Annotated in this window: 25 protein-coding genes; 9 read left to right on the top strand and 16 right to left on the bottom strand. The window is 67.2% G+C overall.

What is annotated here, in order from left to right; translation table 11 throughout:
• Nucleotides 1-54 precede the first annotated feature (54 nt).
• Both lipB and P5F91_RS11625 read left to right on the top strand, forming a co-directional pair.
• On the top strand, nucleotides 55-780 hold the full coding sequence (gene lipB / locus P5F91_RS11630; RefSeq protein WP_277907231.1) for a lipoyl(octanoyl) transferase LipB: 726 nt from the start codon (nucleotides 55-57) through the stop codon (nucleotides 778-780).
• Between the two features lie 166 nt (nucleotides 781-946).
• The gene (locus P5F91_RS11625; RefSeq protein WP_277907230.1) at nucleotides 947-1,654 is read left to right on the top strand and encodes a hypothetical protein; all 708 of its coding nucleotides are present in this window, start codon (nucleotides 947-949) and stop codon (nucleotides 1,652-1,654) included.
• A 33-nt stretch (nucleotides 1,655-1,687) separates the two neighbouring features.
• Here P5F91_RS11625 and mscL read toward each other — a convergent pair whose 3' ends face one another.
• From mscL to P5F91_RS11590, 7 genes are all read right to left on the bottom strand, one after another.
• Nucleotides 1,688-2,089: a large conductance mechanosensitive channel protein MscL gene (mscL, locus tag P5F91_RS11620; RefSeq protein WP_145613939.1), complete on the bottom strand. Its 402-nt coding sequence runs from the start codon at nucleotides 2,087-2,089 to the stop codon at nucleotides 1,688-1,690.
• Nucleotides 2,090-2,294: 205 nt separating this feature from the next.
• Entirely contained in the window at nucleotides 2,295-3,104 is an 810-nt protein-coding gene (locus tag P5F91_RS11615; RefSeq protein WP_145613940.1) for a CheR family methyltransferase, read from the bottom strand.
• Entirely contained in the window at nucleotides 3,101-4,327 is a 1,227-nt protein-coding gene (locus P5F91_RS11610; protein WP_145613941.1) for a protein-glutamate methylesterase/protein-glutamine glutaminase, read from the bottom strand. Before P5F91_RS11610 ends, P5F91_RS11615 begins: the two co-directional genes overlap by 4 nt.
• 20 nt (nucleotides 4,328-4,347) lie before the next feature.
• Nucleotides 4,348-4,713 carry a response regulator gene (locus tag P5F91_RS11605; protein ID WP_004272883.1) on the bottom strand — a complete coding sequence of 122 codons (366 nt, stop codon included), beginning with the start codon at nucleotides 4,711-4,713 and terminating at the stop codon, nucleotides 4,348-4,350.
• Nucleotides 4,714-4,766: 53 nt separating this feature from the next.
• On the bottom strand, nucleotides 4,767-5,258 hold the full coding sequence (locus P5F91_RS11600) for a chemotaxis protein CheW (protein ID WP_044559593.1): 492 nt from the start codon (nucleotides 5,256-5,258) through the stop codon (nucleotides 4,767-4,769).
• The gene (locus P5F91_RS11595; RefSeq protein ID WP_277907229.1) at nucleotides 5,255-7,927 is read right to left on the bottom strand and encodes a hybrid sensor histidine kinase/response regulator; all 2,673 of its coding nucleotides are present in this window, start codon (nucleotides 7,925-7,927) and stop codon (nucleotides 5,255-5,257) included. The genes P5F91_RS11600 and P5F91_RS11595 overlap by 4 nt, the downstream gene beginning before the upstream one ends.
• Before the next feature lie 291 nt (nucleotides 7,928-8,218).
• A complete protein-coding gene (locus tag P5F91_RS11590; protein WP_145613943.1) occupies nucleotides 8,219-8,854 on the bottom strand; it encodes a histidine phosphotransferase family protein in 636 nt (211 codons plus the stop codon).
• Between the two features lie 207 nt (nucleotides 8,855-9,061).
• On the opposite strand from P5F91_RS11590, the gene P5F91_RS11585 reads away from it, so the two are divergent.
• The 4 genes from P5F91_RS11585 to P5F91_RS11570 all read left to right on the top strand — a co-directional run bounded on the left by P5F91_RS11585 (nucleotide 9,062) and on the right by P5F91_RS11570 (nucleotide 12,016).
• Complete coding sequence (locus tag P5F91_RS11585) at nucleotides 9,062-9,277, top strand: DUF3553 domain-containing protein (RefSeq protein WP_277907228.1); 216 nt, start codon at nucleotides 9,062-9,064, stop codon at nucleotides 9,275-9,277.
• A 233-nt stretch (nucleotides 9,278-9,510) separates the two neighbouring features.
• Nucleotides 9,511-10,560, top strand: a complete 1,050-nt coding sequence (gene moaA / locus P5F91_RS11580) for a GTP 3',8-cyclase MoaA (protein ID WP_145613981.1) — start codon at nucleotides 9,511-9,513, stop codon at nucleotides 10,558-10,560.
• A gap of 160 nt (nucleotides 10,561-10,720) precedes the next feature.
• Nucleotides 10,721-11,593: an NAD kinase gene (locus tag P5F91_RS11575; protein WP_145613945.1), complete on the top strand. Its 873-nt coding sequence runs from the start codon at nucleotides 10,721-10,723 to the stop codon at nucleotides 11,591-11,593.
• Between the two features lie 18 nt (nucleotides 11,594-11,611).
• The gene (locus tag P5F91_RS11570) at nucleotides 11,612-12,016 is read left to right on the top strand and encodes a GNAT family N-acetyltransferase (RefSeq protein ID WP_277907227.1); all 405 of its coding nucleotides are present in this window, start codon (nucleotides 11,612-11,614) and stop codon (nucleotides 12,014-12,016) included.
• A 96-nt stretch (nucleotides 12,017-12,112) separates the two neighbouring features.
• On the opposite strand, the gene P5F91_RS11565 is transcribed toward P5F91_RS11570, so the two are convergent.
• Entirely contained in the window at nucleotides 12,113-12,973 is an 861-nt protein-coding gene (locus tag P5F91_RS11565) for an N-formylglutamate amidohydrolase (protein ID WP_145613946.1), read from the bottom strand.
• Nucleotides 12,974-13,167: 194 nt separating this feature from the next.
• Here P5F91_RS11565 and P5F91_RS11560 point away from each other — a divergent pair, with 194 nt between their 5' ends.
• Nucleotides 13,168-14,184 (top strand): M14 family metallopeptidase, encoded by a 1,017-nt coding sequence (locus P5F91_RS11560; protein WP_186455039.1) that lies wholly within the window; start codon nucleotides 13,168-13,170, stop codon nucleotides 14,182-14,184.
• Nucleotides 14,185-14,196: 12 nt separating this feature from the next.
• Here the strand turns inward: P5F91_RS11560 and P5F91_RS11555 are convergent, their stop codons facing one another.
• The 3 genes from P5F91_RS11555 to P5F91_RS11545 form a co-directional block, all read right to left on the bottom strand.
• Nucleotides 14,197-15,987 (bottom strand): hypothetical protein, encoded by a 1,791-nt coding sequence (locus tag P5F91_RS11555; RefSeq protein ID WP_246134655.1) that lies wholly within the window; start codon nucleotides 15,985-15,987, stop codon nucleotides 14,197-14,199.
• A gap of 219 nt (nucleotides 15,988-16,206) precedes the next feature.
• The gene (locus P5F91_RS11550; RefSeq protein ID WP_145613948.1) at nucleotides 16,207-16,698 is read right to left on the bottom strand and encodes a CreA family protein; all 492 of its coding nucleotides are present in this window, start codon (nucleotides 16,696-16,698) and stop codon (nucleotides 16,207-16,209) included.
• Entirely contained in the window at nucleotides 16,695-17,111 is a 417-nt protein-coding gene (locus tag P5F91_RS11545; RefSeq protein ID WP_145613949.1) for an HRDC domain-containing protein, read from the bottom strand. The genes P5F91_RS11550 and P5F91_RS11545 overlap by 4 nt, the downstream gene beginning before the upstream one ends.
• 281 nt (nucleotides 17,112-17,392) lie before the next feature.
• Between P5F91_RS11545 and P5F91_RS11540 the strand changes: the two genes are divergently transcribed.
• Complete coding sequence (locus tag P5F91_RS11540) at nucleotides 17,393-17,710, top strand: 2Fe-2S iron-sulfur cluster-binding protein (RefSeq protein WP_145613950.1); 318 nt, start codon at nucleotides 17,393-17,395, stop codon at nucleotides 17,708-17,710.
• 96 nt (nucleotides 17,711-17,806) lie between these two features.
• Here P5F91_RS11540 and P5F91_RS11535 read toward each other — a convergent pair whose 3' ends face one another.
• From P5F91_RS11535 to P5F91_RS11520, 4 genes are all read right to left on the bottom strand, one after another.
• Entirely contained in the window at nucleotides 17,807-18,574 is a 768-nt protein-coding gene (locus tag P5F91_RS11535) for a SapC family protein (RefSeq protein WP_145613951.1), read from the bottom strand.
• 188 nt (nucleotides 18,575-18,762) lie between these two features.
• Complete coding sequence (locus tag P5F91_RS11530; RefSeq protein ID WP_145613952.1) at nucleotides 18,763-19,128, bottom strand: hypothetical protein; 366 nt, start codon at nucleotides 19,126-19,128, stop codon at nucleotides 18,763-18,765.
• Nucleotides 19,129-19,297: 169 nt separating this feature from the next.
• Nucleotides 19,298-20,365: a Glu/Leu/Phe/Val family dehydrogenase gene (locus tag P5F91_RS11525; RefSeq protein ID WP_145613953.1), complete on the bottom strand. Its 1,068-nt coding sequence runs from the start codon at nucleotides 20,363-20,365 to the stop codon at nucleotides 19,298-19,300.
• A gap of 254 nt (nucleotides 20,366-20,619) precedes the next feature.
• Nucleotides 20,620-21,528: a peptidoglycan-binding protein gene (locus tag P5F91_RS11520; protein ID WP_277907226.1), complete on the bottom strand. Its 909-nt coding sequence runs from the start codon at nucleotides 21,526-21,528 to the stop codon at nucleotides 20,620-20,622.
• Between the two features lie 284 nt (nucleotides 21,529-21,812).
• Between P5F91_RS11520 and P5F91_RS11515 the strand changes: the two genes are divergently transcribed.
• Nucleotides 21,813-22,205, top strand: coding sequence for an Hpt domain-containing protein (locus P5F91_RS11515; RefSeq protein WP_186455040.1), 393 nt, complete (start codon nucleotides 21,813-21,815; stop codon nucleotides 22,203-22,205).
• A gap of 75 nt (nucleotides 22,206-22,280) precedes the next feature.
• Here P5F91_RS11515 and P5F91_RS11510 read toward each other — a convergent pair whose 3' ends face one another.
• Complete coding sequence (locus tag P5F91_RS11510; protein WP_145613956.1) at nucleotides 22,281-23,006, bottom strand: response regulator transcription factor; 726 nt, start codon at nucleotides 23,004-23,006, stop codon at nucleotides 22,281-22,283.
• Nucleotides 23,007-23,169 lie beyond the last annotated feature (163 nt).

Below are 23,169 nucleotides of genomic sequence, written 5' to 3'. Positions count from 1 at the left end.
ACCCCGGCGCCGCACCCGCCGGAGCCGCCTTAGCACGACAGGTAAGCAACCGCGATGTCCCTGCCCCTGACCGAAACCGACGCCCTTCCCGCCTCTTCCTCTTTGGTTGGCCCTGAATGGCGCATCAGCGACCAGCCGGTGCCCTACCCCGAGGCGGTGGCCGCCATGGAGGAGCGCGTGGCCGCCATTCGCGCCGGCACGGCGCCCGAACTGGTGTGGCTGCTGGAACACCCGCCGCTGTACACCGCCGGCACCAGCGCCAAGGCGGAGGATCTGCTGGACCATGGCCGCTTCCCCGTGTTCCAGACCGGACGCGGCGGGCAGTACACCTACCACGGTCCCGGCCAGCGCGTGGCCTATGTCATGCTGGACCTGGTGAGGCGCGGGCCCGACGTGCACCGGTATGTCACCAATCTGGAGGAATGGGTCATCCGCACCCTGGCCCTGTTCAACATCAAGGGCGAGCGGCGCTGCGGCCGGGTGGGCATCTGGGTGGACAAGCAGCCCTATGGCGGGCTGCCGGGGCAGGAGGACAAGATCGGCGCCATCGGCGTGCGCGTGCGCCGCGGGGTCACCTTCCACGGCATTTCCCTGAATGTGGATCCGGATCTCAGCCACTTCGGCGGCATCGTGCCCTGCGGCATCACCCAGTTCGGCGTCACCTCCATGCACGCCCTGGGGCACCTGGTCAGCCTGCACGAGGTGGACGCGGCGATGCGCGACGCCTGGAACGGCGTGTTCGAGACCCCCGGCCCGGCTGTGGAGGCGTGTACCCGGTAACAGGCGCCCCGACTACCTATTTAGGGCTTAAACCTGCGATAGTTGGACCTCCGCCCCGCTGCCACGCATAATTGAGGCAGTATGGCAACGGCGGGGGGACGCCATGGAAACCGCGATCGCTTCTGGGCCTGTCGCAACGGCCAATCGGCACACTTTCTATGTGGCCATGGCTGCCATCTTCCTGGCCATCGCCTTTGGCGGGTTCACCCCGACCTATTGGCGGCCGGTGCTCAGCGGCACTTTTCACCGGCCGGCCATCGTCCATATCCACGGCTTCGTCCTGTTTTCCTGGTGCTTGTTCTATTTCGCGCAGACGCTGCTGGCGGCGCGGGGCCGGACACCCGACCACCGCAGCTGGGGCTTGGCCGGCATCGCCCTGTTCAGCGTGATGATCTGCACCATCCTGGCCAGCCAAGTCGCCGTGCTGAACCTGTACGCCCAGCTGGGGTACGGCGACGCGGCCAAGCGCTTCGCCGCCGTCTCGCTGACGGCGCTGCCCCTGTTCATCGCCGTCTTCGTGCTGGCCATCGTGATGGCTCGACGACCGGAGGTGCACAAGCGGCTCATGATTCTGCTCATGGCCCTGCTGATGCAGCCGGCCATCGCCCGCGTTTTCGTGGCCCTTCTGGCACCGCCCGGGGCGGCGGCGGAGGGCCCGCCCCCGCCGCCGTTCGTGGCAATCCCGCCCGGCCTGGTTGCCGACCTGCTGCTGGTCGTGGCCCTGGTTCATGACTGGCGGACGCGGGGACGGCCTCATCCCGTCTATGCCTATGGCTTGCCGCTGGCCATCCTGAACCAAGTGGCCGTGGTGCCTATCGCCGGCAGCGCCACCTGGATGACCCTCATGGATGGCTATACGAAGCTGTTCGGATAAGTGCCGCCCGGGGGCACGGGGTTAGTCCCGGGGTCAGTTCCTGGCCTTCAGCAGGTCGCGGATTTCCTCCAGCAGCACCTCCTGCCGGGGCGGGGCGGAAACCGCCTTGGTGCGGAAGCGGTTGACTTGCTTCACCAGCAGGAACACGGCGCCGGCGACGATGAAGAAGCGGATGACGACGTTGATGAAGACGCCATAGTTGACGGTGGCGGCACCCGCGTCCTGCGCCGCCTTCAGGTTGGCGTAATGCTCCCCGTTCAAGGCCAGGAAATAGCTGGAGAAGTCGATGCCGCCCATGAGATAGCCGATGGGGGGCATGATCAGGTCATTGACCAGCGAATTGACGATGCCGGTGAAGGCGGCACCGACGATGATGCCGACAGCCAGGTCGATGACGTTGCCCCGGCTGATGAACGACTTGAATTCTTCCCACATCCTCGCGTCCCCTTTATTCGCGCGGTCCCGGTTGCGCGGGCCGCTTCATGGGTTGGTGGATGCAGTATGCAGACAGCGGGCCGCCAGGGTCACTACCCACAGGATGTAGGCGGCCCCCGCGAAAGCCCGATCAAGGAAAGGGCCGGTCCCGTCGCTGGGCCGGCCCCTGCCATGAAGCGATATCTCCGACCCTCAGGCCCCGCCCTTAGGGCAGGACGTACAGGCCGCGCTGGCCTTCCATGGGCTTGAACCTGTCGGTGATGCCCAAGACGGTTTCGGCGCCGCCCAGGTACAGCACGCCGTCGGGCGGCATCTGCTTGGCGATGGCCTCCAGCACCTTGGTCTTGGTCGGCTGGTCGAAGTAGATCAGCACGTTGCGGCAGAACACCACGTCGAACTGGCCCAGGGGCGACAGGTCGGTCAGCAGGTTGTATTCGCGGAAGGTGGCCATCTGCCGGATCTGCGGCGACAGCTGCCATTTGTCGCCGGTCTGCTTGAAATACTTCACCAGCATGGTGATGGGCAGGCCGCGCTGCACCTCGAACTGGGTGTAGATGCCGGCGCGCGACTTCTCCACCATCTCCGACGACAGGTCGGTGCCCACGATCTCGATGCGCCAGCCGTTCAGGCGGACGCTGTCCTCCGACAGCATCATGGCCAGTGAGTAGGCCTCCTGCCCGCTGGAGCAGGCGGCCGACCAGATGCGGATGGATTTCTTGGCGGCCCGGCTTTCCAGCAGGGCCGGCAGAACCACCTGCTTGAACTGGTCGAAGGGCTTCTGGTCGCGGAAGAAGGACGACTCGTTGGTCGTCATCGCCTCCGTGATGTCCTTCAGCAGGTTTTCGTCCTTGCGGGCGCGAACCGTGGCCGCCAGCTCATCCAGCGTTTTCAGGTTCCACTTCCGCGCTACGGGCATGAGGCGCGATTCCAGCAGGTAGGCCTTGTCCTTGGTCAGGACCAAGCCCGAACGCTGCTTCAGCATCGTGCAGAACATGTCGAAGTCTTCGACCTTCATGCCGCCGTCCTCAGTGCGATCTTGCGGATAAACGGACCGATCTCCTTCAAGGGCAGGATGGAACTGCACAAGCCCGCCATTGCCACGGCGCCCGGCATGCCCCACACCACGCTGCTGGCCTCGTCCTGGCCAACAACCATACCCCCGGCCTGGACCACCTGGTCGCAGCCGCCGCGACCGTCATGCCCCATGCCGGTGAGGATGACCGCCAACACCTTACGCCCATAAATCTTAACAATACTGCGCAACATCGGATCGACCGCCGGCCGGCAGAAATTTTCCGGCGGATCCTTAGTCAATTGCGCGGTGGTCACGCCGTTGCGCGACACCAGCAGTAAGTGGTTGTCGCCCGGCGCCACATAGGCGCGGCCACCGACGATGGGTTCCCCGTCCTTGGCCTCCGCGCACTCGATCCCGCACTGGCGGGTGATGTGCTCGGCCAGGATGGTCGTGAAGGTCGCCGGCATATGCTGGGTGATCACGATGGGCTGCTGCAGCCCGCCACGGAAATTGGCCATCACCTCGAACAGGGCCTGCGGCCCGCCGGTGGAACTGCCGATGGCGATGATGTCCGGCCGGATGTCGGGCGCCGGCCGCAGCACCACCGGGCCGTGGTCCAGCAAGCGGCTGCGGATGGGTGACGGTGCCGCGGGCGCCGCGGTGCCGGCGGGAGCCGCCGCCGGCGCGGCGCCGGGAATGGGTGCCACGACGGGGCGTGGAGCCAGCGGCCGTGAGGGCGCGCCCTTGGACGGATCGGCCCGGCGGGCGGCCTCGCCCAGCGCCTGGACCTTACTGACCAGCTCCGCCTTGAAGCTTTCCGCGCCCGTCAGCTCCCGCGTCGAGGACGGCTTGGTGACATAGTCTGAGGCACCGGCGCGCAGGGCCCGCAGCGAGATGTCGGCGTTCTTGGCCGTCAGGGTCGAGGCCATGATGACCTTGACCGCCGGATCGGCGGCGATCAGCTGCGGCAGGGCCGTCAGGCCATCCATCACCGGCATCTCGATGTCCAGGACGATGACGTCCAGGGTCTGACGCTGCAGGGTGTTGATGGCCATCTGGCCGTTGGCCACGGAAGCGACGACACGGATGGTGCCGTCACCCTCAAGGGTACGCGTCAGCAAGCCACGGATGACCGCCGAATCGTCCACGACCATGACCCGGTACGGCTCGGTCGTGGAGGCCGCCGAAGACGCGGCCTGAGGTCGTCCGGGGATATCGTTCATGATCTTATGGTTCCCGGGCGTCAGAGAAGCCCGACCTGCTGGAACTTGGTTTGGATGATCTCGCTGTCGAAGGGCTTCATGATGTACTCGTTGGCCCCGGCCGACAGCGCCTCCTGGATGTGGGCCAGATCGTTCTCGGTGGTGCAGAACACCACCTTGGGCGTCTGGCCCCCCGACATCTTGCGCAGACGCCGCAGGAACTCGATGCCGGTCATGACCGGCATGTTCCAGTCCAGCAGGATGGCGTCCGGCATGGACGCCGCGCACGCTTCCATCGCCTGCTTGCCATCCTCGGCTTCTGAACAGGTGAAGTTCAGCTCTTCCAGGATCTTGCGCGCGACCTTGCGGACGACGCGGCTGTCATCGACGACCAGGCAGGACTTCATGCAAAGGACCTCGGTTGCTAAGCGCTCGAAAGCACCGGTGGGTTAAGCCAGGCTCAGGCGGCTTCGGTATTAGCGAAATTCAACAACCGCGACACGTCAAGCACAACGAGAAGATTTTCCCGCAGACGATAAATACCCGTGGACACTTCGCGCCAACGCGCGTCCATCGTGGCGGGCTGGCGCTCGAAGTCATCCGAGGTCAGGCTCAACACTTCACCGACGCTGTCGACCATCAGGGAGTAAAGCTCTCCCTTGTGGTCCACGACGATGCTCATGCCGGGCTTGTCCGCCGCCCGCGGCGGCAGGCCCAGGCGCAGGCGCACGTCGATGGCGGTGACGATGCGGCCGCGCAGGTTCAACGAACCGGCAACCTCCGGCGGCGCCAGGGGGATGCGGGTGATGCGCTGCGGCCCCAGCACGTCCTGCACCTGCAGGACCGGGATGCCGAACACCTGGTCGGCGATGGTCATGGTGACGAAGTCTTCGTTCTTGACGACCGCGACTTCGGTGCTGGCGGTGCGCTTGGCGGGCAGGTTCGTACTCATGCGGCACCCTTGGTCTCGGAGATGGTCTGCTGCAGCGTGAAGAGAAGCGCGTCGCGGTCGAACTTCGCCACATAGTCGGTGAAGCCGGCCTGGCGACCGCGGTCAAGGTCGCGCGGGGTGGCGTGGCTGGACAGGGCCACCAGCGGCACGTTCTGCCAGCGGCTGTTGCCACGGACGGCCTGGGCGAACTCAAGCCCGCTCATGCCCGGCATCTCGATGTCACTGACGATGACGTCGAAGTCCTCGCCCGATTCACAGAGGCCCAGGGCCTCATCCGCGCTCTGCACCGCCGTGACGTCGTAACCCGACACGGTCAGCAGCGGGGTCAGCAGATTGCGGAAGAAGGGGCTGTCGTCGACCAGCAGCACCTTGTGCAAGCGCTCGTCCTCGAAACGGTCGGTGGCGTTGCCGAACCAGTCGCGGAAGGCCTGGGTCAGGTAGAAGCCGGCGTCGATGACGTCCGTCGCCTTGTCGGCGATGATGGCGCTGCCCATGAAGCCGGCGCGTTCCGTGCCCAGTTCCACCTGCAGGCGGTCTTCGACGATGTCGATGATCTCGTCCACCACAAGGCCCATCGAGCGGTCGCCGTCGGCGAACACCAGCACCGGCTGGCGCTTGTCGCGCTGGACCTGCCAGGACGGGTCGATGGGCACCAGCGGCATCAGCTTGCCACGGTATTGCACCACCGGCTGGCCGTTGGAGGCCTCGACCTGGTTGAGGTCGATGTCTTCCAGTCGGGCCACCAGCGACAGCGGGACGGCCTTGGGCGCGCCGTCGCCGGCGCGGAACAGCAGCAGGGCCATGCGGTCGTCCTGACGGGTGGACTGCTTCGCCTCCGCGGCGGCGGCGGCGGTGTCGTGCATGCCCCCCGCGATCTCACCGGAGAAGCTGGCGATGCCGTTGGGGTCCAGGATCATGATGACGGAGCCGTCACCCAGGATGGTGTTGCCCGAGAACAGCTCGATATGGCGCAGGATGGGGGCCACCGGCTTCACCACGATTTCTTCCGTGTCGAAGACGCGGTCGACGATGATGCCGAAGGTGTAGTTGCCGACCTGGGCCACCACGATGAAGGTCTCGCGGTTGTCCTGGTCGCCGTCGCCCAGCTTCAGCAGCCGTTCCAGGCTGACCAGCGGCAGCAGACGGTTGCGCAAGCGCAGGACCGGCGTGCCATTGATGCGCTCGATCTTGTGCTCGCTGTCGTTGGCGGCGCGCACCAGCTCGATCACGCTGATCTGCGGGATGGCGAAGCGCTCGCCGCCGCATTCGACGACCAGGGCCGAGACGATGGCCAGGGTCAGCGGGATCTTGATGGTGAAGGTGGTGCCGCGGCCCTCGACGGACTTCAGCTCGATGGTGCCGCCGATCTTCTCGATGTTGGTCTTCACCACGTCCATGCCGACGCCGCGGCCGGAAACGCTGGTGACCTTGGCGGCGGTGGAGAAGCCGGCCTTGAAGATGAACTGCTGGATCTGCTGGTCGGACATGCCGGCCAGCTCGGCCTCGGTGGCCAGGCCGTTCTGCAGGATCTTGCGCTTGATGGCCTCGATCGCCAGGCCCTTACCATCATCGGAGATCTCGATGATGATGTGGCCGCCCTCATGGAAGGCGTTCAGCGTGACGCGGCCGGTCTCGGGCTTGCCCTTGGCTACGCGCTCCGCCGGCAGCTCCAGGCCGTGGTCGGCGGAGTTGCGGACCATGTGGGTCAGCGGGTCCTTGATCAGCTCCAGCACCTGACGGTCCAGTTCCGTCTCGGCACCCAGCATCTGCAGGTCGATCTTCTTGTGCAGTTCGTGCGCCAGGTCGCGCACCAGGCGCGGCAGCTTGGCCCAGGCGTTGCCGATGGGCTGCATGCGCGTCTTCATGACGCCTTCCTGCAGCTCCGACGTCACGTGGTTCAGGCGCTGCAGCGGGACCGCGAACTCGCTTTCCTTCTGGCTGCGCAGGATCTGCAGCAACTGGTTGCGGGTCAGCACCAGCTCGGAAACCATGGTCATCAGGTTTTCGAGCAGATCGACGTTGACGCGGATGGTCTGGTTGGCCAGGGACGACTCGCCATCACCACCACCGGCGGCGGGGGGCGGCGGGGGCGCTGCCTGGGGGGCGGCCGGGGCCGGGGCCGGCGGAGCGGCCTCCGCCACGGGCGCCACTTCGCGGGTGGTGGCGGCGGCCGGCACCGACGGCGCGGCGGCCACGGGGGCCGGCGGCGGCGGGGCCACGGGTTCCGGCACGGGTTCGGGCGCCGGCGGGGTCGGTGCGGCGGCGGCAGGGGCGGCCGCGGCGGGCGCCTCCCGGCCTTCCGCCAGCGCGTTCAGGCGGTTGATCAGATCTTCGTCGTTGCCGGCCGGCTCGGCCTCGGTCTTTTCCAGAACCAGCAGGATCGACTTGATGGCGTCCAGGGATTCCAGGATCAGCGTGACCGCGTAGGGGCTGACGTTAAGCTCGCCATCGCGGAAGCGGCCCAGCACGTTCTCCGACGCGTGGGCCACCGCCTCCAGCCGCGGCAGGCCGAGGAAGCCGCACGTGCCCTTGATGGTGTGTACCAGCCGGAAGATGTTGCTCAGCAGGCTGGGGTCATTCGGGTTCTGCTCAAGCCGCACCAACTCAACGTCCAAGACCGCGATATTTTCATTGGTCTCGGTCAGAAATTCGCTCAGCAGATCATCCATGGTCCACGTCCCGTTGCCATGCGCGTATCGAAGCCGTCCCGACGGGCGGCCCCGTTTGGAATAAGGTTTAAGCCCCCAACCCCGCCCCACATCAAAACACCCGGCCAAACCCCTTCGGCCGTGATGGGTGTCCTAATAGTGACAGGGGGCGCCACTCCCTACACCCATCTTTTCCAGAAAGACGATTAAGAACACGTTACTCCTGCGAGATTGATGGCGTGCCCCGTGCGACAAGACAAGCGATAAACGCGTTAAGGTTCGCTATCGGCGTGAAACGGCACCCGGCCCCCGTCAGCCGGCCCGTCTCTCCAGCCAGAAACGCAATGCTTCCGCACCTTTGGCCTCGGTGACGATGCGCCAGCCGCACTGTTCGGCGAAGCGGCCGGTGACATAGGCCTGCACGCTGCGCGGGGTCAGGTCCGCTTGCGCCACGGCCCCGTCCAGTGCCTCGCGCACCTCGTCGCGCAGGCTGACGGTGCGCCCCTCGGCCGACACCGAGAGCGCCGCGCCGCCTGCCCCGGAGGCGACGGTCACCACCCCGCCGTGAGGCATGGCCTCCTCCGCCAGCAAACCCAGGTTCAGCGCCAGTTTCAGCACGCCGTCGTCAGATCCGGGCATGACGTCGGCAGGCCAGTCCAGGCGCGTGCGCCCACCCCGAAACCAGGCGCCCAGCACCGTCCGCGCCTCGGCCGCGGTGAAGGCGCTGCTGTTTCCGGCCGCCCCGTACGCCAGGCGGAACAGGCGCAGGCGCCGAGCCGCCTGGTCCGCGCTGTCCGCGATCAGGGACATGGCCTCGTCGGCCATGGATTGTCCCATCTCCTCAATAAGTTCGACGCCATTGCCGATGGCGCCCACCGGGCTGATCAAATCGTGGCAAAGGCGGGAGCAGAGCAGCTCGACAACGTGCAGTTCCAGGGAGACCGTCATTCGTATGGGCCTTGTTTTGGGGCCTTGTCCGGGCGGCGTGGCGGTTCATAGTGGGCACGGCGCAGCATAGTGGACGTCCGGCCGGATGGCAGGGGTTTAGCGAAGCGCCCGCCCAAGAACAAACGGATAAGGGCAAAAGGATAGGTGACGCTTTTTTTCGCCGCTGCCGGTGCCCACCCCACCCTCTAGCCCTAGGATATACGCCCCATGCCCCCCTTCACCCCCGAATCAGGTGCGGCCGCGGCACTGCTGACCCCCGGTACCTACGTCGTGCATGCGGGCCGGCCGGACTGGGGCCTGGGACAGGTGCAGTCGGCCGTGGGCGTGCGGGTCACCGTCAACTTCCCCCACGCCGGCAAGCAGCTGATTGATGCCAGCGTCGTGCCCCTGCGGGTGGTGGAACCGGAAGATTGGACGCCCTGACCGCCCGGCCACCCGGCCATGGCCCCTCATCGCAGCTTCCATCGCGCCGTTGCCGCCATCACAGCATCGCGGGGGCTGCATTGCTATGGTTGCCGCACCATATTTGCCGTAGATGAGGGAGGGGATGCGCCGCCGCGGGGCGGGCGGCTCCCTGAGCGGCTTGGTTGAGGACGGTTGAGACGATGGCGGACGGCGCCCTGACACCCATGGCCAACGGGACCCCCGGCACGACGATGCCGGCGAGCGGCCGGTCGCCACTGGTCGATCCCTTCGGCCGGTCCATCCGGTACCTGCGCGTTTCCGTGACCGACCGCTGCGACTTCCGCTGCGTCTACTGCATGGCGGAGGAGATGACCTTCCTGCCCAAGGCGGAAGTGCTGTCGCTGGAAGAGCTGGAGCGGCTGTGCGGCGCCTTCATCCAGACGGGCGTGCGCAAGCTGCGCCTGACGGGGGGCGAGCCCCTGGTGCGCCGGGGCATCATGGACCTGATCCGCCGCTTGGGCCGCCACTTGGATACCGGCGCCTTGGACGAGCTGACGCTGACCACCAACGGCAGCCAGTTGGCCAAGTACGCGACCGAACTGTACGCCGCCGGGGTGCGCCGCGTGAACGTCAGCCTGGACACGCTGGACCCCGACCGCTTCCAGGCCATCACCCGCTGGGGCAAGCTGGCCCCGGTGCTGGATGGCATCAAGGCAGCCAAGGACGCCGGTCTCTCCGTCAAGATCAACTGCGTGGCCCTGCGCGGGGTGAATGACGGCGAGGTGCACGACCTGGTCGCCTGGTGCGGGCGGGAGGGTCATGACCTAACCTTCATCGAGGTCATGCCCCTGGGCGACATGGACAGCGGTGACGCCGGGGGTGCCAACCAGGGCGGCACGGTGCGGGCGGACCAGTATTGGCCCCTGTCCATGCTGCGCGCCGAACTGGCCAAGCGCTGGACCCTGACCGACCTGCCCATCAGCACCGGCGGTCCCGCCCGCTATGCCCGGGTGGCGGAAACCGGCGGCCGCGTCGGCTTCATCACCCCCATGACCCATAATTTCTGCGAAAGCTGCAACCGGGTGCGGCTGACCTGCACCGGCATGCTGTACATGTGCCTGGGCCAGGACGACGCCGCCGACCTGCGCGCTGTGATGCGTGGCGCGCCCGGTGACGACGACGCCCTGCTGGCCGCCATCAAGGAGGCCATCGCCCGCAAGCCCAAGGGCCATGACTTCATTATCGACCGCCGCCAGAAGGCGCCGGCCGTCTCCCGGCACATGAGCGTCACGGGCGGCTGAGGCCGGCACCACCTTCGCGATCCATTCTCAAAGACACCGGTTTCCGGGGCAGCTGGGCATTTCCTTTGCCCGGAGCAATCCGTTAAGGTGTGCGTCCGTTTCGGTCAAAAGGCCCGCCCTTCCCTCCCTCCCCCGAGTCCTGGACCCAGGCGAAAGCGCCATGCTCGACGAACCCACACGCCCCGCCGCCTCCCCGCCGGGCCCAGCCGGCCAGGCGCCCGTCCCGGCAGCGGCGGAGGCAACCGCGCAATGCGCCCCGGTGCCCCTACCCGCCAAGCCGGGCTTCTGCATCGTGGCGGCGGAGACGCCGGAGGCGGAGGCCGCGCGCGCCACATTGTCGGAGCGCTATCGCACCGTGCGGGCGGAGGACGCGGACGTCATCATCGCACTGGGCGGCGACGGTTTCCTGCTGGAAACGCTGCACCGCCATCTGCCCTTGTGCAAACCCGTCTACGGCATGAACCGGGGCTCAGTCGGCTTCCTGCTCAACAACTTCAGCCCCCGGGGCCTGACCGACCGCGTGCGCCGGGCGCAGCGCGTGGCGCTGAACCCGCTGCGCATGGTCGCCGTCAACGCCCAGGGCCGGCATGAGGCGCTGGCCTTCAACGAGGTGTCGCTGCTGCGTGAGACGCGCCAAGCCGCCAAGCTGCGCATCAGCGTCGATGGGGTGGAGCGCCTGCCGGAACTGGCCTGCGACGGCGCCCTGGTGTCCACCCCCGCCGGCAGCACGGCCTACAACCTGTCGGCCCATGGCCCCATCGTGCCCCTGGGCGCCGGCATCCTGGCGCTGACCCCCATCAGCGCCTTCCGCCCCCGCCGCTGGCGCGGCGCTCTGCTGCCCCACACCGCCAAGCTGCAGTTCGACATCCTGGAAGGCGCCAAACGCCCCGTCAGCGCCGTGGCCGACTTCACCGAAATCCGCGACGTGGCCCGCGTGGAGGTCTGCGAGGACCGCAGCGTGGCGTCCATCCTGCTGTTCGATCCGGAGATGAACCTGGAGGAACGGATTTTGAAGGAGCAGTTCACACCTTAGCTGGACCTGGGCCCTCTCATGACATCCATGGCCGGCACCGTGATCCGGATGAGGCGCTCGCTTGATGGGCCATTGCCCGCCCCGGCTTGGCCGGAGGGTGTACGGCTTACTTCCTTCTCCCCCATGGATGCCCCGGAGGCACACGCCCTCTTCACCATCGGCTACGCCAACGGCGGAGGCGGCGTGGGCGGCTTCGACGATTGGTGGACCAACCTTTCCACGGACGGCGAGTACGATCCCACGCTGTTTTTCCTGGTGAGGGATTCAGAGGATCGGTTGGTCGGAGCCGCGCAATGCTGGACCAGCGCCTTTGTGAAGGATCTGGTGGTCCATCCCCTATGGCGCCGTCGCGGTATCGGCCTCGCGCTGCTGTTCCATGTCTTCGCCTCTTCCGCGAACGGGGAGCGACTGCGGTGGAGTTGAAGGTGCTGCGCGACAACCCACGCGCCCTCGGCCTTTATGGCCGCGCCGGAATGACCGTAAGGGACTGACAGTCCGGCTTTCCGCATGGCGGCCCTGCTACTCCGCCGCCATACGCCGGTCGCCCACGCGGGCCAGGGCGAAGGCGTGGATGGCGCGCATCAGGTCTTCCAGGTCGTGGGACAGGCGCCAGTAACCGTCGTGCCGCTCCAGCGTCTCCTCATCCATGTACAGGCGCCGATCGATCTCCAGCTGCAGGCTGTTGCGGCCGCGGGTGGGGATGCCGTAGCGGCGCACCAGCTCAACCCCCTTGTAGGGATCGTTGTGGCGCACCCGGTAACCCATGCCGCGCAGGGTGGCGGCCACGAAGCGGGTGAAGGATGGGTCGCAGCAGGCGCCGTCCCGGTCGCCCAGCACAAAATCGGCGCCGGCGTCGCCGGTACCCAGGGTCGGCATGGAGTGGCAGTTGATGTGCCAGACCTGGCCGAAGCGGGCGTGCAAGCCGTCCAGCGCCGCCTTCAATTGGGCGTGATAGGGCCGCCAGTAGCGCTCAATGCGGGCCTGCACCTCCCTCACCGTCAGCTTGGCGGCGTACAGCGCCTCCCCCGGGCGGCTGACGGTGCGTATCAGACCCATGCCGTGGCGGCTTTTCTCCGATGGGTTCAGCGGGCCCGGCCAGGAGTCCGCCAGGCAGGCCGGGTCGATGTCGTCCTCCGCCCGATTGACGTCGATGTAGCTGCGCGGGAACAGGGCCTGCAGCAACGTTGCGCCCAGGACCGGGGCACGGGCGAACAGCTCGTCCACATGCGCGTCTTCCGACTGGCGCAACAGCATGAGCGGGCAGCGGGGGCTGAAGCCCAGGGGATAGGCGGACCCGCTGTGGGGCGAGTCATAGACGACGGGAACGGGCGTGCCTTCCGGGTCATGGCGCACCAGCACATCATCTATGATGAATTTCATGCCAACCTCACAACCGCCGATGACGGCGGCAACAAAGCCAGCCGTCATAAGCTTTTACCATAGCGCAGGCTGGGGCATCCCGTCCCTTTCCTTGACGCGTCGGACCCGTCACTATTGCTCAACCAGCCCAATACGGAAAAGGCGGCCATGGTTCCAAGGGGTTCGGACCCGACAGTCAGGGATGGATGCTCGTGATGTGGGACCGGTTCAGCCAGCCCCCCGGCCCCGCCGCGCCCGAGCCGCCGCTGGCCATGCCGGACCTGCGCGCCCACCGTACGGGCAACACCGGCGTTCCCTATGTCTGGCGGTTCGAAGCCAAGGGCGAGGGCCCCCACGTCGCCGTCGTCGCCCTGATGCATGGCAACGAGCCTTGCGGCGCCGTGGCCCTGGATCGGCTGTTGCGCCGGGGGTTGCGGCCGGCGCGCGGCACCTGGACCCTGGCCTTCGCCAACACGGATGCCGCAGCGGGCGGCCGCCTGTTCGGGCCGGCGGGGACGCCGGCGCGCTATCTGGACCGCGACATGAACCGCCTGTGGGCCGGCGTCAGGGCGGAGGTGCCCGCCCGGGGCCCGCCGCCGGTCTACCCACAGGGCCGGGAACAGGCGCGGGTGGCGGCCATCGCCCCTTGGATCCTAACGGCGGACCTATTGCTGGACCTGCATTCCATGCAGGTGCCGTCGCCCGCGCTGACCCTATGCGGCCGCTCCCCCCGCGCCCGCGCCCTGGCGGTGGCGCTGGCCGATCCCGGCTGGGTGGTGGCGGACGATGGGCATGCCGACGGCATGCGCCTGATCGACCATCCCCGCTTCTCCGCCCCGGGCAGCAGCGCCGCCGCCATCCTGATGGAATGCGGCCAGCACTCGGCCCCGGCCGCCGGCGTCCAGGCCTGGCGCGGCCTGATCCGCTTCCTGGCGCAGTCGGAAACCCTGGACGCCGCCACCGCCCGCACCCTGCTGGCGGAGGCGAACGCCCCCGCCACGCCCGCCAAGCCCACCGTGGTGGACGTGACCCACGTCATCCAGGCGGAAACCGATGAGTTCGCCTTCGTGAAGCAATTCCAGGGGCTGGAGCGCATCGCCGTTGGCGGCACCCTGCTGGCCCTGGACGGCAAGCGCGCCCTGCACACGCCCTACGACGACTGCGTCCTGGTCATGCCCACGCGCACCCCGCGCCGGGGACAAACCACGGTGCGGCTGGGGCGGATTGTGTGACGCGGTCGCAGATCACATGAACTGGGCACGGTTCAGCAGGTCGTAGAAATTGCGCAGCACGGCGGCCTTCTCGGCCTCGGTGGTTAGCCCTTCGACGAATTTTGTGTCGAAGTTGGGCTGGCGCAAATGGCTGATGATCTGGTCGCGCACGATGCGCCGCGCCTTCGGGCTGGCCAGCACCTCCGCCCCAGCGAACTGCACCAGGCGTGTGGCACGCACCCGCAGGCTGGCGGACGGGTCGTCCAACCGCTCGATCACCCGCCCGTCGACGATATAGGTTGCTACCAGGTCATCCAGGCGCGCGCCCAGCTTTTCGCCCATGTCGCCCGGCAGGGCGTCGCCCTCCGTCACCAGGCGATAGAGCGCGGCGCTGGCCTCCATCTTCGGCTTCAGCGGCAGGGTGCGATCCACCAGGTCGTTCAGTCCGCCCACGCGGTTGGCGATCTCCAGCGCCTGGGCGGCGATGGCGGCACCGTCCTTGGCGCCCACGTCCGACCGCGCCAGACAGGCCAGGTAGACCAGCCGCTCCGCCCCCGTGGGCAGCAGCTGCAGCACCGATTCCAGTGCCAGCCGGCGCCCCTCGGCCCCGCCTTGCTCGATGAAACGGTGATAGCCCATCAGCACCGCCTCGGCCATCGCCGGGCCGCCCAGCAGACCGTCGGGCCGCATCAGCCGGTTGACCAGGTTGCGATACTTGGCGATCTGGTGCAGCGGCTCGCCATGCGACAGGCGCTGGGTGCCCCGCACCTGGCGGCGCAGGAAATCCAGCAGTACCGCGCGGGTCTCGTTGCCATGGGGCCCCGCCGCCCAGCGGCTGATGGCCGCCGTGCAGGGCGGCGACATCTCGACCCCCTGGGGCTCGAACGTGCCGCCGATCAGGTCGATCATGCGGTTCAGGGCCGTCATCAGGTCCGGCTGGCGGCCCAGCATGTCGCGCACCATGTCGGGCGCGACCAGCACATCGGCCAGCAGCTGGTCCAGCAGGGCCGCGTCGTCGGCCGGCAGGCTGTCGTCCGACGCCAGGTCGATCAGCAGTTCTGCCTTGCCCAGCAGGCCGCGGATGTTCACCAGGTCGCGGCAGACGATGACCTTGCCGAGATAGGCAGCCTCTTCCGCCGCCGCGTCGGGGCTGGCGGCCGTGGCCGTGCCCAGGATCTCGTCCACCTGGCGCATGGTGGCGGCGAAGCCGATTTCCTTCGGGTAGGGCAAGGCGCGGTTGGCCACCGCCTTCTCCGCCCGCTGTCGCAATTCCTCCAGCACGCCCAGGATGACGTCGCGGCGGGCGCGGCTATCCTCTCCCGTCTCCTTGCTTTGCAGGGTGGCGATGCGGCTGACGGCGTTGGGGACCAACGCCTCGAAGTTCAGGACGCGCTTGGCCTCACCGGCGTTGTGCAACAACTCGGACGCGGTGACGCCTTTCTCATCCAGATACTGGCGCAGCACGCGGGAGATCAGCACCCGGCTGTCGAAGGCCAGGTACTCCTGCGGCATCTTGCAATAGTGCGCCTCCTCCACCGGGACCGGAGCAATGGGACGCTTGGGTTCCTGCCGGTATTCCGTATGGATGATGGTATCGACGGTCTCCCCGCCACGGCCGGGGCGCACGAATTCGCGGATGATGCGCACGCCGGTGCGGTTGGGTAGGATACGCGCGGCCAGTGCCCGCGCATCCTCCTCCTTGCGGCAGATCTGCTCGGTGATCCAATGGTCGTCCTTCAGGTATTGCACCTCGAAGGAAACGCCACGCGGCTCGCTCAACGGCGGCGGTCTGTCCGCCTTGTCCTGCAGCAATCCCAAGACCATCGCCCGCCCCGATCGGCAATAGCGCCCATGGGACGGGAAGCCCCTCCCCGTCCTCGCCAGGCCATCTTCCGGCCCATTGGCAGCCCCGCCCCTAAGCCGAACGCACCACCGATGTATGGATGCTGCCTAAAGGGTGACGCCGCCCAAGTGGGTAGTCAACCGAATGATGTATGCCGGCCGGGGGAGAGGTGCGCTTTTTTACCTCGATTGAACAGGGCGTTAACGCTCCGGCTTGCCCTTCGTCCAAGTGGGGTTGGCGTTGAACAGCGGCACCGTTGAAATGGCCATCTTGGCCGACGCGTCCTTCACCTGGCGGCTGTAGACGACGTAGATCAGGGTGTCGTTGGCCCGGTCATAGATTCGCCGGACGGCGATGGACTTGAAGATCAGGCTCTTGCGCTCGGAAAACACCTCCTCGCCATGCTTGGAGGTGTCGATCTTGCCGATGACGATGGGGCCCGTCTGGCGGCAGGAGATGGAGGTGTTGGACGGGTCTTCGAACCAGTTGCCCTTGCGCAGCCGGTCGATGACACTGCGCGAGAAGCTGACGATGTGGCAGGTCACGCCCTGAATGTCCGGGTCGGGCACCGCCTCCACCGTCAGTTCATTGCCCGTCCAGTCGTTGCTGAACGACCCCACCTCGTCGGCGCGGGAGGCACCCGCCGCCAAGCCGGCAAGCGTCAGGGCGGCGGCAAGCAGCAGGCGCCTCAATTGGTCAACTCTTCCATGGTCTGGCGGACGATCTGCACGATCTGACCGCCGCGGCCGGCCACGTCGAAACCCGCGGCGCTGCTGATGACCGACAACTCGATCTCCGTCGTAGGAGCATAACGGGCAATCTCCGCCACCACGACGTTGGACAGGACCTCTTCCTTGTCCACGCCCAGCGACTTGGCAACCTCGGTCCGCCAGCTGTTGATGGCAGAGATGATGGCCGATTCGATCTGGGCGGTTTCCTCCTTGCGGCGCAGGTCCCGGTACTGGACCAGCACGCGCCAAGCCCCATCGGCATAGGCGGTGTCGATGCGCGAAACCTCCACCGTACGCAGGAACGAGGCCAGGCGGGTCTCGTCCTCGTCATGCGCGGCGTCACGGATGGAGAAGGTGCGGATTTCCAAGGTCATGCGCTGTCCCGGTCAGAGGGCCCGGAGGGGGTCCGCCCGGCACCGGGCCGGCGGGCCACATCCATGGATATCCGGCAATATAACCGAGGCAGGGGCGCTTGACAGGGGGCTGAGGCATCGCCACGAAGGTTTTTCGGGGTGGGCTTGCGGATTTTCGCCTCGCGTGCGCCTGCGGATTTCACTATCACCAGCCCGATCGTTCGCCGGCCGACGGGTCCCACAGGCCCCGGCATCCCGGCGGATGGTCCTGTTCCGCCGCCGCAGCCCAAGGAAAACGACCCATGCCTACGATCCACGTTATCGATGCCGATGGCGCGGAGCACGTCATCGAGGGGGATATGAAGGCCTCCGTGATGGAAAACCTGTGCGATCACGACTTGCCGCTGGACGCCGACTGCGGCGGTTCCTGCGCCTGCGCCACCTGCCATGTCCTGGTGGACGCCGGCTGGACCGCCCGCCTGCCCCCACCCAGCCTGGATGAACAGGCCTTGCTGGAGGAGGAGCCGACCTACCAGCCCGGCCGCTCTCGCCTGTCCTGCCAGATCGACTTCAAGCCCGAACTGGACGGCTTGCGCCTGACATTGCTGCCGCGCCGCTGAGGTCGGTGACCCGTGTAAAGTCGGTGACCCGTGTAAAGACGAAGGGCGCCGGTGATCCCTCACCGGCGCCCTTCGCGTTCATGGGGTCTATCGACCTCAGGCCTTCTTGGCCAGTATCCGCTCGGACGCCAGTTCCGCCAGGATGCTCCAGCGGGACAGCGAGATGAAGTGGGAATAGACCAGGCCCAGGTAGCCGCGCTTGCGCCAGTCCAGGAACACATCGTCCGGCAGCTCGTTGAACTTCTTCTCATCGATGATGGTGAAGCCCGTGAGGGTCATGCGGCTGTTGTCGTGCGACAGCGTGAGATCCAGGCGCTGTTCCACCAGCAGGCCGCGGTCGTGCAGTTCCTTGCAGAACGCGCTGGTGGCGACGGCGGACTGGTTGAAGGTGGCGCAGAAGTTCAGGGCGTCGTTGCCCGCGGCGCCGGCCTTGTCACCTTCGAACAGGGGGACGTCACCGTCCGGACCCACCAGGTTGGCATCCTCTTCCAGGCACAGCACCAGGCGCTCCCGGTCCGGGGTCTCCATCATCAGGAAGGGGTAGCGGCGGACATAGGCCGGGATCGGCGTGTTCTTGCGCCAGTTGCCCTCACCGTCGACGAACAGGTTCTCGTCCGGGCGCACGCCGGTCAGAACCACCGCGGCCGGGTTGTTGCCCAGGGTGAAGACGATGGGGTAGTGGCCGTTGAGGGAGATGAACTCCTCGCCCACGATCGGAATGGCGTTGGCGTTGGCAGCGTAAGAGAACGTCCGCTGCTGCTTCAGCTTCCAGTCCCCGTGACGGCTGATGTCGACGGGAACGGGCTCCCGATAGAACGGAGGCATCTGGCCGGCTTCGGAATTGGCGGCGGCGGCGTCGGTCATGGCAAAAGGTCCTGGTTTACCGGTTAAATTCAAACTGACCGGGAATTGGACCCTGATGTGCGCGCCCTCTCCCCGACAGGATGGGCTCTGGAGTGCCGGAATTGTATGCGTGAGTCAACAGTCCCGCGACCCAGCCATGACTTGAACGCGTGACGAACTGTGACATGTCCGGCTTTGCGCCGCGCATGTCAGCGGTTGCGCAGCGTGGCCTTCTTCCGCTGCGCGCCCACCTCCTGCTCGCCCAGCCAGATGACCAGCGTGGCCGCGCCGGAGATGATCTGCAGCACCTTTTCAGCCTTGGCCGGCATGCGGATCTTGCGCGTCATGCAGTAGTTCACCAGCGCCGCGGCCACCTCCATCTCGGCGAAGGTCGCCTCATGCATCTTGCCGTAGTCGTCCTCGATGGGAAGCTGCACAGTGATGGGCGGCCCCTCGACGATGACGGGATCCTTCACCATGCCCACGGGCAGCTTGCGATTGAGGCGCCCGGTGAATTCCACGATCGCCGTCATCAGCTCCCGTTCGGTGAAGCTGATCGCGCGCAGTTCCTGCATGCCCCGTCCCCTCGAATACCCCTGCCCCTGATTGGGGCAGGCGGCATCATATAGGCGGCCCGACACCCAAGTCACCCCCGCCGTAAGGATCATAATCACCCTGATTCACAACGAAAAAGGCCGGCCGCCCACCGGGGCGCCGACCTCTTCCGTCATGGTCTTCAAGACCTCAGGCGACCTTGGCCATGCCCTGGGCGCGGCCGGCGGCCAGGCGTTCGCGCGCCATCTGGTCCGCCACCTCGTTGGTGGGGCGGTCGTCGGCGTCGGCGCGGCGGAAGATGTCCGCCAGCGTGCCGTGGATGGCCTCCACCTTCGCCAAGATGGCGTCCTTGCTGTAGGTGCCGCCGACCTCGCCCGCGACGTTGATGATGCCGCCGCCGTTGATGACGTAATCGGGGGCGTAGAGCACGCCCAGGGTCCGCAGCTGCCGGCCGATGGCGTCCACCGACAGCTGGTTGTTGGCGCCGCCGGCAACCACCTTGGCCTTCAGCTGCGGCAGCGACTGCTCGTTCAGCACACCGCCCAGGGCGCAAGGGGCGAAGACATCAACGTCCTGGGCATGGATGACGGAGGGGTCCACGGCCGTGGCGCCGTGGCGATCGACCACCCGCTTCACCTGGTCGGCGAAGATATCGCTGACCACCAGGACGGCGCCGTCATCGGCCAGGCGCTGGCACAGGTGGCTGCCCACATTGCCCAGGCCCTGCACGGCGACGCGCACACCCTTCAGGCTGTCGGTACCCAGGCGGTGCTTCACGGCAGCCTTGATGCCCAGATACACGCCATAGGCGGTGAAGGGCGACGGATCGCCGCTGGCGGCGGCGCCGTGGTTCAGGCCGGCCACATGCTTGGTCTCGCGGCCCATGAGCTGCACGTCGGCCACGGTGATGCCCACGTCCTCCGCCGCGATGTAGCGGCCGCCCAGGCTTTCCACCATACGGCCGAAGGCGCGGAACAGGGCGTCGGACTTGGCGGTCTTGGGGTCGCCGATCAGCACCGACTTGCCGCCGCCCAGGGGCAGACCCGCCATGACGTTCTTGTAGCTCATGCCGCGCGACAGGCGCAGGACGTCCTTCACGGCGTCGGCCTCGGTCGCGTAAGGCCACATGCGGCAGCCGCCGCAGGCGGGCCCCATGGTGGTGTCGTGGACGGCGATGATGGCCTTGAGGCCACTCTCCGGGTCACGGCCGAACAGGACCAGCTCGTGATTGTCGAAATCCGGAGCGTCGAACAGCATGGGGGCACTCTCCTGCCTGGGGCCCGGAACCATGGCGCCGGGCCGGTGATCCGGCCCATTCGCATGCGGCGGGGGCGGAACTGTCTGCAGGACGAAGCTTAGGGGCGGGACCTGGGCCGGTCGATTTCGTTGTTTTATTGCGCGGCGCAGCTTTGGCGAACACTCGGGCCTCTGCCGTGCAATGTCCTGTCGCGCCGCTGGTGCCGCGACTGAATTCCCCGGAATCGAGGCGCGGTGGGCTGGAATTTGCCGGCTCAGCGGCCGACGCGCAGGCCAGGCGGGCCGCTGGGGCGGGCCGGTGTCTCGCCCAGGCGGGGCATGACACGGCCATCGGGCAGGCGGGTATTCTCCCCACCCAGCGAGGGCTCACGCCGGACGTCGCCCGGCCGGCCGCGCTTGGGCGCCTTGCGGCTGGGGCGGCGGCCGCTCCACCACCAGATGCCGGCCATCAGGGCCAGCAGGGCACCGACGAAGCCCAGCAGGGCGTTGCGCGCCCAGTCCGGCGCGGTGATCTCGGTCGGCGCCTGCTCCGGCGTGTCGCCGGTGGACTGTGTCTCCACCGCGATGCGGCCGGCGCCGGTGGTGCTGGTGGCGTCCTGGCCCGGGGCCGGCTGGGCAGTCGACGTCCCGCCCGGGCGCTGGGTGACGGACGGCGGGGGTAGATTGGCCGGCATCCCCGATGATGCCGAAGGGCCCGGGTTGCGCGAAACGCTCAGCACCGTGCTTTCCTGGGCCTGGCCGCCTTTCTCCACCCCCACGGCGGAGCGGGCGGCCTTGGGCTGCACGTCCTCCTCCTTCAGGCGAGGCTGCGAGGCCTTGGCACGGCTGGTGGGATCGGCCAGATTGCCCACCGTCTTGTCCACCGGACGGCCTTCCATCATGCGGGCGATGGTGTCCTGGTCCAGCTTGCCGGTGACCTTCAGTCCCTCGGCCTTCTGATATTGCCGCAGCGCAGCGACGGTCGGCGGGTCCATGCGCGAGGAAGCGCGGCCCTCGTACAGCTCCTTCTCTTTCAGGATGTTCTGGGCCCATTGGATGGTGGCGCTATTGGGCTCGCCACTATTGGTGTCGCTGGGGGCGGCCAGCGCCAGGCCGGCACCCGCCGTGGTCAGCATCACTGCCGCGATGGCAGAGGCGAACAAGGGCCGGCGGGCATTGAACATCGTGAAACTATCCTCTTCCAGGTCACGTCGCGGGAGGGAAACCCGGGATCAGCGTGTTACAATTCACGCCACTTTGCCATGCGCATTTTAGCCGCCGGCCCCCCTAAATGCTGCATTGCGTCCAGACCAAGTGGGTATCTCTGACGGCGACATCGGGTCCGCGCGGGCGACAACCCCGTCAAAATCTCGCGTCATTGTGTGAAAATAATGGCGCCGGGTGTTGTAACGTTCCCCGGTGGAAGGCCAAACAAGACAACAAACCAAGACTGCAACGGAAAACGCCGATGACCGCGCACACTGAGGCCGAAAGCTGGCCACTTGAAGACACGCCCACCCTGGACCGTGGCGTGCTGACCGCCCACATCAACGACTTGGGGGCGGACCTGGTGCGCCAGATCGCGGAGAAATACCTGGACGACGCGCCGGCCAGCGTGGCGGCGGTGCGCGCGGCCCTGGAGGCGCAGGACCTGCCCCTGCTGCAGAAGCTGATCCACCGCCTGGGCGGCGGCGCGCAGACCGTGGGGCTGGCCGCCCTGTCGGCCCAGGCGCGCAAGGCGGAGCATGCGCTGCGCCAGGGCCACAACGACGAAGGCATCCGAGAGGCCACCCGCCTGCTGGCCCGGGTGGGCAGCGACCTGGCCGTGCTGGACGAATTTCGTGCCAACCTGAAGGACTGACGCCCATCCGGCTCAGACGAAACGGGCCCGATCCAGCCGGATCGGGCCCGCAGCGTTTCGGACGTTACCCCGGGATTACGCTGGGCCGGTCACGTCGGCGCCCAGGCGGTAGCCCAGGCCCTTTTCCGTCAGGATCAGGCGCGGCTGGACCCCGCCATCGTTCATCTTTCGGCGCAGGCGGCTGACCAGCACGTCGATGGTGCGGTCGCTGGGGTTGCGGTCGGTACCGCTGACGGCGTCGATCAGTTGGTCGCGCGTCACCACCCGGCCGCCGGACCGGACCAGCAGGGCCAGCAGCTCGAACTCGCCGCGCGTCACCCGCACCTCGACACCCTGGGTATCGATCAGGCGGCGACGGGCCAGGTCGATGGTCCAGCCGCCGAAGCGGCGCACGGTGCCCTCGGCCCGGCGCATCTTGCTGGGATGGGTCCGGCGCAGCAGGTTGCGCGCCCGGGCCAGCAGCTCACGCGGGTTGGGCGGCTTGGTCACATAGTCATCGCCACCGGTTTCCAAACCGAAGACACGGTCGTCCTCGTTGGCGCGCCGGGTGACGATGATGATGCCGACGTTGGAAATCTCGCGTATGTCGCGGGCGATGGAAAAACCATCCTCGTCCGGCAGCTCGATGTCCAGCAGCACCAGATCCGGGGGTTGCCGGATGATGGCCTCCCGCGTCTGCTTGCCGTTGGCCGCCTCGGCGATCATGAAACCGGCCTGATGAAAGTATCCCGCCAGCAAGGCCCTGGTCGCCGGCTCGTCCTCAACGATCAGGACCAGCGGCGCTTCCACACTCTCCGTCATGACTCTTCCAACCCCCCTGCCGGCCATTGCCCCAAATGCACCGCCGGACGTTGGCGACAGAATGTCCCTCGCGGGCCGTCAACGCAAGTCCCTGGCGAACCAAGGCTGTGCGGCGTTCCTATAGGGAAAAAGGCCAGGGCTGAACCGCGAAAAGCTCCCCCAA

This window comes from Nitrospirillum amazonense (assembly GCF_029594735.1).
Lineage (GTDB): Bacteria > Pseudomonadota > Alphaproteobacteria > Azospirillales > Azospirillaceae > Nitrospirillum > Nitrospirillum amazonense.
This window is presented reverse-complemented; position numbering and strand designations above follow the sequence as displayed.